Source organism: Hydrogenophaga intermedia (genome assembly GCF_000723405.1).
GTDB lineage: Bacteria > Pseudomonadota > Gammaproteobacteria > Burkholderiales > Burkholderiaceae_C > Hydrogenophaga > Hydrogenophaga intermedia.
The window spans coordinates 122,884-136,316 of the sequence record NZ_CCAE010000003.1 but is presented as its reverse complement, the minus strand read 5'-3'; the positions used below and the strand labels follow the sequence as shown (position 1 = coordinate 136,316).

Below are 13,433 nucleotides of genomic sequence, written 5' to 3'. Positions count from 1 at the left end.
TGGCGCGGGCACCGTTGCAGATTCCGAAACAGTCTGTTGTCCACGGCGCTGTTTCTCTCGATCAGGGAAAACCCTAAAGTACACCCCATGCCAAACAGAAAACGGCATTGACAGACAAACCCCATCAACGACCCGTCATCTTCAAGGAATTACCATGAAAACCGCTCAAAACCTCGCCCTGTCCATCGCCCTCGCCCTTGGCGCCGGTGCCGCCTTCGCCGAAGGCCCCATCGAAGGCAATGAAGTCTTCAACTTCCAGTCGACCCTGAGCCGCGCCGAAGTGCAAGCCCAGGCCGTGCAAGCCAACCAGGCCGGTCTGGTCGCCCGCGGCGAAATCGTGCCGGTGCAAGAGCAAGTGGCCGTCAGCGGCCTGAGCCGTGCGCAAGTGCGCGCCGAAGCCGCCGAAGCCCAGCGCCTGGGCCTGATCGCCCGCGGCGAGATCCTGCCGGTGGCCACGCCCGCCCAGATCGAGCAGATCCGCACCGCCGGCCTGCGCGCCGCCGGTGGCGAGAAACTGGTGCAATCCGGCAGCGCCGTGACCGCCAACTGAGCGATCACCCGCCCCACGACAGACGGCCCTTCGGGGCCGTTTTCTTTTACGCTCCGTGCCCATGTTCGGCGATACTGCCTTTATTAACTCGTTAGAGAATTACAGCGCGTGAGCAAGTCCACCCCACCGGTCCCTGAAGAGCGTCTGCGCGACGCCGATCGCTCGCAGGCCACCATCCTGATCGCCGCGCGCGACGAGTTCTCCGAGCATGGGCTGGGCGGCGCCCGCATGGACCGCATCGCCGAGCGCGCGGGGCTCAACAAGCGCCTGATCTATTACTACTTCGAGGACAAGGAAAGGCTGTTCCAGGCCGTGCTGGAGCAGACCTACCACCACATCCGCGAAGAGGAAGACAAGCTCAACCTGGTGCACCTCAAGCCCGAGGTGGCGCTGCGCCGCCTGGTGGAGTTCACCTGGCAGTACTACCTCGATCACCCCGAGTTCCTCACCCTGCTCAACAGCGCCAACCTGCACAAGGCGCGGCACCTGGCGCAGTCCGATCGCGCACGGGAATTGAACTCGCCGCTGGTGCACATGCTGCAGGACATCATCGAGCGCGGCCAGGCCGACGGCAGCTTCCGCGGCGGTGTCGACCCGGTGCAGCTCTACGTCTCCATCGCCGGCCTGTCCTACTTCTACCTGTCGAACAACCACACGCTGTCGGCCATCTTCGGACGCGACCTGATGGCCCCCAAGGCGCTCAACGAACGCCTCTCCCACATGTGCGACGTGATCCTAGGGTATGTCCTGAGAAGCTGAGGCGGCGGGCGCCTTGACGGCGGGGGGAGCGGTTTCTAGCATTAACTGTTCAGTTAATTAAACCGCCCAGGAGACCTCGCATGACCACCACCCGGCCGCTGCGCCACTTGCTCATCGCCTCCCTGCTCGCTGCCGCCGCTGGCGGCGCCTTCGCCCAGTGGAAGCCCGACCGCCCGATCACGCTGATCGTGCCCTGGGCGCCCGGCGGCTCCACCGACCAGGTCACGCGCGTGACCGCGGCCGAGCTGGAGAAGCACCTGGGCCAGAAAATCGTCATCCTCAACCAACCCGGCGCCTCGGGCTCGGTGGGCACCAAGAACGCCCTGGCCGCGCCGGCCGACGGCTACACCTGGACGGCCGGCGGCGCCAAGGACCTGGGCACCTACAAGGTGCTGGGCATGCTGGACACGTCCATCAGCGACTGGAACCTCTACCTGAACGTGGCGCACATCGCGGTGGTCGGCGTCAACGCCGACACGCCGTACAAGACCATGGACGACCTGCTCAAGGCCATGAAGGCCAACCCGGGCTCGGTCTCGGTGGCCACGGCCGGCGTGAACTCCAGCGGCCACTCGGCGATCGAGGCCCTGTCACGCGCGGCCGGCGTCACCTACAAGCACGTCACCTACGACGGTGGCGCGCCCGCCGCCGTGGCTGCCGCCTCGGGCGAGACGCAGGTGACCACACAGCTCGCGGCCGAGCAGACCGACATGATCCGCGCCAAGAAGATCCGCCCGCTGGCGGTGGTGGGCGACAAGTCGATCGAGATCGAGGGCTACGGCACCATCCCGCCGCTGTCGCAGTTCATTCCGGGCTTCAAGGACCCGATCAACTACTTCGGCGTCTTCGTGCCCAAGGCCGCGCCGCCCGAGGTGGCGCAGACGCTCAACCGCATCTGGGCGACCGAGATGGTGAAGAACGAGGCGCTGAAGAAGTACGCGCAGTCGCGCGGCGCCATGTTCGCGCCGATGGCGGGTGAGGAGGCGCAGAAGGCCGTGTTCCCCGCCGTGCAGTCCTACGCCTGGACACAGCAGGCCGCCGGCAAGGCCAAGGTGTCGCCCGACACCGTGGGCATTCCGAAGCCCTGATCGCTCACGGGCCACAACATGACCGAGGGTGGAACCACCGCCCGCTCCGATCTGCGGGGCGGCGCGGCTTGGGTGGGCTTTGGCCTGCTGATCCTGATCGGCTCGTGGCGCATGGAGCGCTTCGAGTCCATGGGCGCGCAGCTCTACGCCATGCCCGGCTTCGTGCCGGCCCTGCTGGGCGGCACGCTGGTGCTGCTGGGCCTGGTGCTGATGATGCGCGGCTGGGCGCGGCGGCGGCATGAAACCGCCGCGGCCGACGGCGCCACGGCGCCCCTGCTCAATGGCCGCATCTCCACCACGCTGGCGCTCACGCTCCTCTACGCGGCGGTGTTGATCGGCCGGCTGCCGTTCTGGCTGGCCACGGCGCTGTTCGTCGCGGCCTTCGTCGCGCTGTACGCGCCGCCTGAACAAGCCCGCACGCGGCGCCTGGTGGTGGCGCTGCTGGCTGGCGTGATCACCTCCGCCGTGGTCACCTGGGTGTTCCAGTACATCTTCCTCGTCCGGCTTCCCTGAGATCCCCACCGCATGTTCGACGGACTGATCCTCTTCGGCCACTCCATCGCGAATTTCGCCGCGCCCGCCACCATCGGCCTGGCGCTGCTCGCTTCGCTAGTGGGCGTGGTGATGGGCGCGCTGCCGGGGCTCACCGCCACCATGTCGCTGGCGTTGGTGACCACGCTCACGCTCAAGCTGCCGCCCTCGCAGGCGCTGCTGATCCTGATCTGCACCTATGTGGGTTCCATCTACGGCGGTTCGCGCTCGGCCATCCTGCTCAACATTCCGGGCACGCCAGCGTCGGCCGCGTCCTGCCTGGACGGCTACCAGCTTGCGCGCCAAGGCATGGCTGGCCGCGCCATGGGCATCGCCACCACGGGCTCGGTGATGGGCACGCTGATCGGCATGTTCTTCCTGGCCACGCTCACGCCGGTGCTGGGCGGGCTGGCGCTGAAGTTCGGCGCCTACGAGTTCTTCTGGCTCGCGCTGTTCGGCGTGATCATCGCCGGCACGCTCACCGGCGACGACCCGCTCAAGGGCTGGATCGCCGGCATCGCGGGCCTGTTCGTGGCCACCATCGGGCAGGAGCCGCAGTACGGCTACGAGCGCTTTGCCTTTGGCGTGCGCGATCTCGCGGGTGGCATCCAGTTGGTGCCCGCGCTGGTGGGCGCCTTCGGCTTCGCCGAGCTGCTCACCAACATGCGCGCGCGCCAGGCGCCGGTGAAGATCAGCGCCTTCGACACCGTCATCCCCAAGCTGCGCGACGTGTTCCAGTACTGGCGCACCATCCTGCGCTCGGGGCTCATCGGCACCGGCGTGGGCGTGGTGCCCGGCGTGGGTGAAGACGTGGCGGCCTGGTCGTCCTATGCCGCCGCCAAGCGCGCGAGCAAGGAAAAGGAGAAGTTCGGCAAGGGCTCGGTGGAAGGCCTGATGGCCGCCGAGACCGGCGACAACGCCTGCGTGCCGGGCGCCATGATCCCGGTGCTCACGCTGGCCATTCCGGGCTCGGCGCCGGCCGCCGTGCTGATGGCCGCCATGATCATCCACGGCGTCAAGCCGGGCCCGTTGATCATGGTGGAGAACCCCTCCTTCGTGTACGACGTGGTGGCCATGATGCTGTTCGCCACCGTCGGCATCCTCATCTACGGCCTCGTGCTCACCAAGGCGCTGGTGCAGGTGCTGCGCGTGCCGCAGCACCTGATCGTGCCCATCATCTTCGTGCTTTGCTCGGTGGGCAGCTTCGCCATCGCGGGCCGGCTGTTCGACGTCTACGTGATGCTGGCCTTCGGCCTGATCGGCTTCGCGCTGCGGCACTACGGCTACCCGATGGCGCCACTGGTGCTGGGTATCGTGCTGGGCGACCTGCTGGAGAAGAACCTGCGGCGCGCGCTGATCCTCTCCGACGGCGACCTCACGCCCTTCTTCACGCGGCCCATCGCGGGCGCCGTGGCGGCACTGATCTTCGCCACCATCGCCTGGCGGGTGTGGGCGTTGTACCGGCGACCACGCCCACAGCGCGCAGCCGCATGAAGCTCTCGCTGTGCAACGAGGTGCTGCGCCCGCTGCCGCTGGCGGCGCAGTGCGAGGCCGCGGCCCGTTGGGGCTACCGGGCGCTGGAGATCGCGCCCTTCACGCTGGCCGAGGACCCCACCACGCTGAGCACCGCCGACGCGCGCCAGTGGCGCCACACGGCGCATGCGCACGGCCTGTCCGTCAGCAGCCTGCACTGGCTGCTGGTGAAACCCGAGGGCCTGTCGCTGGTGAGCGATGACGCTTCACTTCGCCAGCGCACGCTGGACCTGCTGCGCCACCTCATCGACATCGCCGCCGCCTGCGGCGCGCGCGTGCTGGTGCACGGTTCGCCGCACCAGCGCTCCCCTGGCCCCGGTCAGAGCCTGGCCGACGCGCTCGCGCGCTTCGAGGACGCCATGGCCACGCTCGCGCCGCACGCGGCCAGCGCCGGTGTCGTCTACTGCGTCGAGCCCCTGGGCCGCTTCGAGACACCGGTGATCAACACCGTGGCCGAGGCCGCCGCGCTGGTGGACCGCATCGGCTCGCCCGCGCTGCGCACCATGCTCGACGTGAGCGCCGCCTCGCACAACGAAACCGAGCCCGTGCACGAGGTGCTGCGCCGCTACCTGGCCAGCGGCCACATCGCGCACCTGCAACTGAACGACCGCAACCGCCGCGGCCCCGGCCAAGGCGACACCGACCAACGCCCCGTGCTGCAGGTGCTGAAAGACACGGCCTACGCCGGCTGGGTGGCCGTGGAACCCTTCGACTACGTGCCAGACGGCCCGGCCTGCGCCGAGGCCAGCGCGAGGCATGTGCATGACCTCTGGAAATCCTTGACATGAGTGGTCTGAACCTGCGCCTGCACGAAATCGAGCTGTACGAGCGCCACGTCACGCTGCGCCTGCCCTTTCGCTTCGGCGCGGCCACGGTCACGCAGTGCCCGCAGGCCTTCGTGCGCGTGCACGCCGAGGCCGAGGGCCGCCGCGTGGAAGGCGCCGGCGCCGAGCTGATGGTGCCCAAGTGGTTCGACAAGTCCCCCGCCCTCACGCACGAGCAGAACTTCGAGCAGTTGCGCGAGTCGCTGCGCAACGCGCGCGAGGCCTTGCTGGCCGGGCGCGATGCGCTCACGCCCTTCGCGCACGCGCAGTCGGGCGGCGAAGCGGCCATCGTGGTGTCGGTGTCGCGCGGGCTGCCGCGCCTGGCCGCGCAGTTCGGCGCGGCGCTGCTGGACAAGGCCGTGGCCGACGCGGCCCTGCGCGCGGCGGGCCTGGGCTGGGTGGACGGCCTGCGCGCCGGTGTGCTGGGCGATCCCTGGAGCGCGGGCCTTACCCTCTCGCGTCCCGACCAGGTGGTGCTGCGCCACACCGTGGGCCTGGCCGACCGCCTGAACGAGGACGACCCCGGCACCGACCCTGGCGACGGCCTGCCGGCCACGCTGGAGGCCGCCATCCGCCGCTACGGCCTGCACCACTTCAAGCTCAAGCTCAGCGGTCGCCTCGACGCGGACGTGGATCGCCTCACGCGCATCGCCGCCGTGCTGCGCGCGCACGCGCCCGACCACCGCGTCACGCTGGACGGCAACGAGACCTTTGCCGACGCCGCCAGCCTGGGCGCCTACTGGCACGCGCTGCGCGGCCAGCGCGAACTGGCCGACCTGCTGCACCGCACGCTGCTACTGGAGCAGCCCCTGGCGCGCGCGGTGGCGCTGAACGAATCCATCGCGCCGCTGGGCATCGAGGTGCCGGTGATCCTGGACGAGTCCGACGACCACGCCAGCGCGCTCGACGAGGGCCTGGCGCTGGGCTACCGCGGCATCTCCAGCAAGGCCTGCAAGGGCATCTACCGATCGCTGCGCAACGCGCGGCGCATCGCGCAGGACCCGCGCCTGCTGCTCTCGGGCGAGGACCTCACCTGCCAGGCCGGCCTGGCGGTGCAGCAGGACACGCTGCTGGCGGCCAGCCTGGGCGTGCGCCACATCGAACGCAACGGGCACCACTACGTCGACGGCTTCGGCAGCGCGCCGGCCGAGGAGGCCCAGGCCTTCGCCACAGCCCACGCGGGCTTCTACGACAACACCGCCGGCCGCCCTCACCTGGCCGTGCGCGACGGCCGGCTCGACCTGCGCTCCCTGCACACGCCGGGCTTCGCCAGCGCGGCCATGCCGCAGTGGCGAAGCCTGCAGGTCATGGCTTGAAATTAACCATTCGTTTAATTGATGCCATTGAGAACCTAGGGAAATCCCTAGTATTCAGCACATTCACCCCTGTTGATTGCCGATCTCCAGAACCCCATAATCCCATCAATTCACCGAACAGTGAATTAAAGCCCTCACCACCCGGAGACAAGACATGCAGTTGATTCGTGCCGCGGCCCTGGCCGTGACCACCCTGGCGCTGAGCCTGAGCGCCGCCGCCCAAAGCGCCTACCCGAACAAGGCGATCCGCGTGATCGTGCCCTTCGGTGCCGGCAGCACCACGGACATCATCGCCCGCGCCATCACCGACAAGATGAGCCAGAGCCTGGGCCAGCCGGTGATCGTGGACAACCGGGGCGGCGCCAGCGGCACCATCGGCCAGGCGGCGGTGGCCTCGGCCGCGCCCGATGGCTACACCATCATGATTCACTCGTCCTCGCACACGGTCAGCCCGTCCACCTTCGCGAAGCTGCCCTTCGACACCGCGCGCGACTTCGCCGGCATCACGCCGATCTCCTCCACGCCCAACGTGCTGGTGATCGCGCCGAGCAAGAACCTCAAGACCCTGCCGCAGCTCGTGGCGCACGCCAAGGCCAACCCCGGCAAGATGAACTTCGCCTCGGCCGGCCAGGGCAGCGCCACCCACCTCAACGCCGAGAAGTTCAAGCTGGCCGCGCAGATCGACGCGGTGAACATCCCCTTCAAGGGCTCGGCGGATGCGGTGACCGAGGTGCTCGCGGGCCGCGTGGACTATTACTTCTCGCCCATCGCGCCCGTCATCGGCCAGATCAAGGACGGCCAGTTGCTCGCCCTGGCCGTGGGTTCGCCGCGCCGCGCCAGCGCCCTGCCCGACGTGCCCACCACCGCCGAGGCCGGCGTGCCCGGCTCCGAATTCAACTTCTGGATCGGGATGATGGCGCCGGCCAAGACGCCGCGCGAGATCGTCAACCGCCTGCACGACGAGGTGGTGAAGGCCCTGGCCACGCCCGAGGTGAAGGAGCGCTTCCTCAAGCTCGGCGCCGACGCCTGGACGCTCAAGCCCGAGGCCTTCGACGCCTACATCCAGGACGAGATCAAGAGCAACGCCGCCGTGGTGAAGGCCGCCGGCCTGCTGGCCACGAACTGACCCCACTTCTTTCGCACGACACGACAGCACAAGGACGCTCACATGGCAGTCAAGACACTCGGCCTCATCATGCACGGCGTGACCGGGCGCATGGGCATGAACCAGCACCTCATCCGCTCCATCTGCGCCATCCGCGCGCAAGGTGGCGTGGCCCTCTCCAACGGCGACCGCGTCATGCCCGACCCCATCCTCATCGGCCGCAACGCCGAGAAGATCGAGGCCCTGGCCAAGGCCCACGGCATCTCGCGCTGGGGCACCGACCTCGACGCCGCGCTGGCCAACCCGGCCGACACGGTGTTCTTCGATGCCGGCACCACGCAGATGCGCCCCACCCTGCTGGCCAAGGCCATCCGCGCGGGCAAGCACGTGTACTGCGAGAAGCCCATCGCCACCAACCTGAACGAGGCGGTGGAGATCGCGCGCCTGGCGCAGGAGGCCACGCTCAAGCAGGGCCTCAAGCACGGCGCCGTGCAGGACAAGCTCTTCCTGCCCGGCCTGCGCAAGCTCGACATGCTGCGCCGCGCCGGCTTCTTCGGCCGCATGCTCAGCGTGCGCCTGGAGTTCGGCTACTGGGTGTTCGAAGGCGACCTGCAGCCCATTCAGCGCCCAAGCTGGAACTACCGCAAGGAAGACGGCGGCGGGATGATCCTGGACATGATGTGCCACTGGCGCTACGTGCTGGACAACCTGTTCGGCGAGGTGAAGGCGCTCACCTGCATCGGCACCACGCACATCCCCAAGCGCTGGGACGAGGCCGGCCAGCCCTACGAGTGCACCGCCGACGACGCGGCCTACGCCACGGCCGAGCTCACCGGCCACAACGGCGAACCCGTCATCGCCCAACTCAACATGAGCTGGGCCACGCGCGTGAACCGCGACGACCTGGTGACCTTCCACGTCGACGGCACGCACGGCTCGGCCGTGGCTACGCTGACCGGCTGCAAGGCGCAGAGCCGCGTGAACACGCCGCGCCCGGTGTGGAACCCGGACGTGAAGAACACCATGAACTTCAGCGAACAGTGGCAGGACGTGCCGGACACGCAGGTGTACGACAACGGCTTCAAGATCCAGTGGGAGCACTTCATCCGCCACGTGGTGGAAGACGCGCCCTACCAGTGGACCCTGCCCGAAGGCGCCAAGGGTGTGCAACTCGTCGAGGCTGCACTGGAGAGCTGGAAAGAACGCCGCTGGGTCGACGTGCCCCCGCTGAAAGTCTGACATGGCGCTCTCTCTGCAATTGCCCACCGCCTCGGGCGCGCTCGCGGCCTACACCCTGCGTGGCAGCGCGCCGGTGAAGCCCGCGCCCGGCGTCCAGTTCAACCGCATCGCCTACTCGGCCGCCCACGTGGTGGCCGACCCGCTCGCGGCCATCGACCCCTGGCTGCAATGCGCCATCGACTGGGACACCACCATCGCCTACCGCCAGCGGCTGTGGTCGCTGGGCCTGGGCGTGGCCGAGGCCATGGACACCGCGCAGCGCGGCATGGGCCTGGACTGGCCCACCTCGCTGGAACTCATCCGCCGCTCGCTCGATGCGGCGAGGGACGTGCCTGGCGCACTCGTGGCCAGCGGCTGCGGCACCGACCACCTGGTGCTGGAGAACGTGAAGACGGTCGACGAGGTCATCGCCGGCTACGAAGAGCAGATGGCCGCGATCGAAAAGCTCGGCGGCAAGCTCATCGTGATGGCCAGCCGCGCGCTGGCGCGCGTTGCCAAGGGGCCGGCCGACTACGAGCGCGTCTACGACCGCGTGCTGAGCCAGGCGAAGCAGCCCGTGGTGCTGCACTGGCTCGGCGACATGTTCGACCCCGCGCTCGCCGGTTACTGGGGCACGAAGGACCTGGACGCGGCGATGGACACGGCGCTCGGCATCATCGCCGCGCACGCGAACAAGGTGGACGGCATCAAGATCTCCCTGCTCGACAAGGACAAGGAGATCGCCATGCGCCGGCGCCTGCCGGCGGGTGTCCGCATGTACACCGGCGACGACTTCAACTACGCCGAACTCATCGCGGGCGATGGCGTCGGCAGCGAGCCCACGCATGGCAAAAGCGATGCGCTGCTCGGCATCTTCGACGCCATCGCGCCCGCCGCCGCCGCCGCGCTCGGCGAACTCGCGCAAGGCAACACCACGAGGTTCCACGACATCCTCGGCCCCACGGTGCCGCTGTCGCGCCACATCTTCGCGGCGCCCACGCGCTTCTACAAAACAGGGGTGGTCTTCATGGCCTGGCTCAACGGCCACCAAAAGCACTTCACCATGGTGGGTGGCCAGCAGAGCACGCGCTCGCTGCCGCACCTGGCCGAGCTGTTCCGCCTGGCCGACGCGGCCAACCTGCTGGAGCAGCCCGAACTGGCGGTGCGCCGCATGAAGACCCTGCTGGCCCTGCACGGAGTCGAGTGATGCGCGACTTCTCGCAAGACCACCGCTGGCTGTCCATCAACACCGCCACGGTGCGCAAGAGCCGCGGCCAGGACCTGCCGCTGCCTCAGATCCTGGACGCCGTGGCGCGCCACGGCATCCAGGCCATCTCGCCCTGGCGCGACCAGGTGGCCGCCGCGGGCTTGAAGACCATCTCCGCGCAGGTGAAGGCCCTGGGCCTGAAGCTCTCGGGCTATTGCCGGGGCGGTATGTTCCCGGCCGTGGACGCCTCCGGCCTGGCCGCCGCGCGCGACGACAACCGCCGCGCCGTGGACGAGGCCTGCGAACTGGGCGCGCCCTGCCTGGTGCTGGTGGTGGGCGCGCTGCCCGGCGCGCTGGCCGGCCAGGCGGCGCACAAGGACATCGCGCGCTCGCGACAACAGGTGAGCGAGGGCATCGCCGAATTGCTGGACTACGCGAAGAAGAGCGGCATGCCGCTCGCCATCGAACCCCTGCACCCCATGTACGCGGCCGACCGCGCCTGCATCAACACCATGGAACAGGCGCTGGACGTGTGCGACGCGCTGGACCCGTCGAAGAGCGGTGCCTTGGGCGTGGCGGTGGACGTGTACCACGTGTGGTGGGACCCGAAGCTACAGGCGCAGATCGAACGCGCCGGCCGCGAGCGCCTGCTGGCCTTTCACGTGTGCGACTGGCTCACGCCCACCACCGACCTGCTCAACGACCGCGGCATGATGGGCGACGGCGTGATCGACATCCCGCGCATCCGCGGCTGGGTGGAGGCGCAGGGCTTCGCAGGCTTCAGCGAGGTGGAGATCTTCTCCACCGGCAACTGGTGGAAAAAGGAGCACGACGAGGTGCTGAAGACCTGCATCGAGAGGCACCGCGGCGTGGTGTGAGGTTCGTGCGTTCCACGTCCTCGCGCTGACTTTCGCGCGATGTCCTCGCGCTGACGGCTGGCGTGGTCCGCGTTCTCCGGCCCACGCTCGCGCAGATGTTCCCGTGCGCTCCACCGGGCCTGCGTCAACACCGCTGTTGGCACGCCCCCTCTGTGGCAAGCGCGAATGGGGCCTGCGCCCGCGAACCCCACCATCCGTCGAGAGTGACACCCGAGCGCCCCACCAGAAATGCGGGCCCCCTTCTTAATTGGGGTCAGATTCCATTTAATCGCCGAGCCAGGGAAGTCCGGTCTTCTTTGGCTGGCCAGTGCGCTACTGGGGCCGATGGTGTGGGTGCCCGGGCGCAGGCCCCATTCGCGCTTGCCACAGAGGGGGCGCGCCAACCACGGCGGTGACGCCAACCCTGTCCAAGCGCTCGGGCGCCTCTGCGCGAGCGTGGGCCGGAGAACGGGCACACACACCAGCGGCCCTCGCGAAGCAGAGGCGCGAAACGAAGCGCCACCCCCCTCACCTTCCCATGTGCGGCTGCTTCGCAAACAGCTCCGCCGCCCACTCCACGAAGGCCCGCACCTTGGCGCTGAGGTGCCGGTTGGGCGGGTACACCACGTACACCGGGATGGTCTCGCAGGCCCATTCCTCCAGCACCCGCACCAGCTCGCCGCGCTCGATCAGCGGCATGGCCACGAAGCTGCCCGTCTGCGCCACGCCCAGGCCGGCCAACAGAGCGGCCGTCATGGCGTTGCTCTCGTTCACCGAGAGCTTGTAGCGCCCCGAGATCTCCAGCTTCTGCCCGTCCTTGTGGAATTCGTTCGGGTACATGCGCCCCGTGCGCGTGGAGAAGTAATTGATCATCGTGTGATCGGTCTCCAGTTGCTCGGGGTGCGTGGGCGTGCCGTGCGCCTTCAGGTAGGCCGGTGAGGCCACCGTCACCAGCGGCAGGTTGGCGATGCGCCGCGCCACCAGCGACTGCTCCTGCAGCTCGCCGCCGCGGATCACGCAGTCCACGTTGTCGGTGATCAGGTCCACCGGGCGGTCGGTCACGCCCAGGTCGAGCTGGATGTCGGGGTAGCGGCGGTAGAAGTCCGCCAGCGCGGGAATGATGATGTACTGCGCCACCGAGGTGCCCACGTCCACCCGCAGCCGCCCGCTGGGCTTGGCCTGCGCGTTGGTCATGCTGGCCTCGACGTCGTCGAGGTCGTTGAGCAGGCGCGCGGTGCGCTCGTAGTAGGCGGCGCCATCGGGCGTCACTGTCACGCGCCGCGTGGTGCGGTTGAGCAGCTTGACCTTCAGGCGCGACTCCAGGTGCTGCACCAGCTTGGTCACCGTGCCCTTGGGCAGGTCCAGCGATTCCGCCGCCTTGGTGAAGGTGCCGGCCTCCACCACGCGCGCGAACACGCGTATCGATTGCAACTGGTCCATTCCCTCAACTCCTGTCTTGTGATGTGCAGCGATTGTTGCGGCGCGATTGTTCACGCGCCGGAAACAGAGCGGTGTGTGCAAACCGCTTTTTCCGCACGATCGATGTGCCTATAGTCGCCGACATGGATTCAACTGCCACCTCCCCCCTGCCGGTGCAGACGCTGTCGGTGCCGGGCCAGGCTGCGCTCACGCTGCGCGTGCTGGGCCGCAAGCCGCGCGGCGGTGCGCTGCCGCTGGTGCTGCACTTTCACGGCGGCGCCTTCGTCTCGGGCGACCTGGACAGCGGCGCCTGCCTGGCTGAGCTGCTGGCCGGCTCGGGCGCGGTGGTGGCTTCGCTGGCCTACCCCCTGGCGCCGGAGCACCGTTTCCCCGAAGCCCTGGAGGCCGGCTACGCCGCGCTGGAGTGGCTGTACAAGCAGCGCTCGAAACTGGCCGGCAAGGACGCCCCGCTGTTCGTCGCCGGTGAAGAAGCCGGCGGCAACCTCGCCGCCGCCATGGCGCTGATGGTGCGCGACCGCGCGCACCCGCCGCTGGCCGGGCAGATCCTTGTCGCGCCCATGCTGGACCCGTGCAACGCCACCGCTTCGCTGCGCCAGACCCTGGGCGATTGCGTGGAATGCAAATGGGCCGAGGGCTGGAAGCAGTACCTGCGCGGCCCCATGGACGCCGAACACCCCTACGCCGTGCCCGGCCTGGCGCAGCGCCTGGCGGGCCTGCCGCCCGCACTGGTGCTCACCGGTGCCGACGACCCCATGCGCGACGAGGCCCTGGCCTACGCCGAGCGCCTGCGCGGTGCCGGCATTGCGGTGGTGTCGCGCGTGCTCGGCGAGGGCACCGGCTGGCCCGACTCGCTGGCCGAGCCGCTGGTTGGCGAATGCCCCTGCGCCAACGAGGCGCGGGAGCACCTGCGCGCCTTCTTCCAGGCCGCGATGCCGCCGCCGTCCTGACGGACGACCCGCTCCGCTTTCCCCTTTCCCAGAAACGCCAACCCCGGCCATCCGCCGG

At 68.9% G+C, this 13,433-nt stretch carries 13 protein-coding genes; 12 read left to right on the top strand and 1 reads right to left on the bottom strand.

Annotation, left to right across the window (positions count from 1 at the left end; translation table 11 throughout):
- Positions 1–154: 154 nt before the first annotated feature.
- From BN948_RS03550 to BN948_RS03500, 11 genes are all read left to right on the top strand, one after another.
- A complete protein-coding gene (locus tag BN948_RS03550) occupies positions 155–550 on the top strand; it encodes a DUF4148 domain-containing protein (protein ID WP_009517333.1) in 396 nt (131 codons plus the stop codon).
- Positions 551–658: 108 nt separating this feature from the next.
- Positions 659–1,309, top strand: coding sequence for a TetR/AcrR family transcriptional regulator (locus BN948_RS03545; protein WP_035620430.1), 651 nt, complete (start codon positions 659–661; stop codon positions 1,307–1,309).
- 80 nt (positions 1,310–1,389) lie between these two features.
- Positions 1,390–2,397: a Bug family tripartite tricarboxylate transporter substrate binding protein gene (locus tag BN948_RS03540; RefSeq protein WP_009517335.1), complete on the top strand. Its 1,008-nt coding sequence runs from the start codon at positions 1,390–1,392 to the stop codon at positions 2,395–2,397.
- 18 nt (positions 2,398–2,415) lie between these two features.
- Positions 2,416–2,910, top strand: coding sequence for a tripartite tricarboxylate transporter TctB family protein (locus BN948_RS03535; protein WP_009517336.1), 495 nt, complete (start codon positions 2,416–2,418; stop codon positions 2,908–2,910).
- 12 nt (positions 2,911–2,922) lie between these two features.
- A complete protein-coding gene (locus BN948_RS03530) occupies positions 2,923–4,422 on the top strand; it encodes a tripartite tricarboxylate transporter permease (protein WP_009517337.1) in 1,500 nt (499 codons plus the stop codon).
- A complete protein-coding gene (locus tag BN948_RS03525; protein WP_009517338.1) occupies positions 4,419–5,249 on the top strand; it encodes a sugar phosphate isomerase/epimerase family protein in 831 nt (276 codons plus the stop codon). The genes BN948_RS03530 and BN948_RS03525 overlap by 4 nt, the downstream gene beginning before the upstream one ends.
- Positions 5,246–6,601, top strand: coding sequence for an enolase C-terminal domain-like protein (locus BN948_RS03520; protein ID WP_009517339.1), 1,356 nt, complete (start codon positions 5,246–5,248; stop codon positions 6,599–6,601). Before BN948_RS03525 ends, BN948_RS03520 begins: the two co-directional genes overlap by 4 nt.
- Before the next feature lie 154 nt (positions 6,602–6,755).
- Positions 6,756–7,727, top strand: a complete 972-nt coding sequence (locus BN948_RS03515) for a tripartite tricarboxylate transporter substrate binding protein (RefSeq protein ID WP_009517340.1) — start codon at positions 6,756–6,758, stop codon at positions 7,725–7,727.
- A gap of 42 nt (positions 7,728–7,769) precedes the next feature.
- Positions 7,770–8,945: a Gfo/Idh/MocA family protein gene (locus tag BN948_RS03510; RefSeq protein WP_009517341.1), complete on the top strand. Its 1,176-nt coding sequence runs from the start codon at positions 7,770–7,772 to the stop codon at positions 8,943–8,945.
- A gap of 1 nt (position 8,946) precedes the next feature.
- Positions 8,947–10,131, top strand: a complete 1,185-nt coding sequence (locus BN948_RS03505; protein ID WP_009517342.1) for a dihydrodipicolinate synthase family protein — start codon at positions 8,947–8,949, stop codon at positions 10,129–10,131.
- The gene (locus tag BN948_RS03500) at positions 10,131–11,009 is read left to right on the top strand and encodes a sugar phosphate isomerase/epimerase family protein (protein WP_009517343.1); all 879 of its coding nucleotides are present in this window, start codon (positions 10,131–10,133) and stop codon (positions 11,007–11,009) included. Before BN948_RS03505 ends, BN948_RS03500 begins: the two co-directional genes overlap by 1 nt.
- A 507-nt stretch (positions 11,010–11,516) precedes the next feature.
- Here the strand turns inward: BN948_RS03500 and BN948_RS03495 are convergent.
- Positions 11,517–12,428 carry a LysR family transcriptional regulator gene (locus BN948_RS03495; protein ID WP_009517344.1) on the bottom strand — a complete coding sequence of 304 codons (912 nt, stop codon included), beginning with the start codon at positions 12,426–12,428 and terminating at the stop codon, positions 11,517–11,519.
- A 122-nt stretch (positions 12,429–12,550) separates the two neighbouring features.
- Here BN948_RS03495 and BN948_RS03490 point away from each other — a divergent pair, with 122 nt between their 5' ends.
- Entirely contained in the window at positions 12,551–13,375 is an 825-nt protein-coding gene (locus BN948_RS03490; RefSeq protein WP_009517346.1) for an alpha/beta hydrolase, read from the top strand.
- The last annotated feature ends 58 nt before the right edge of the window (positions 13,376–13,433 follow it).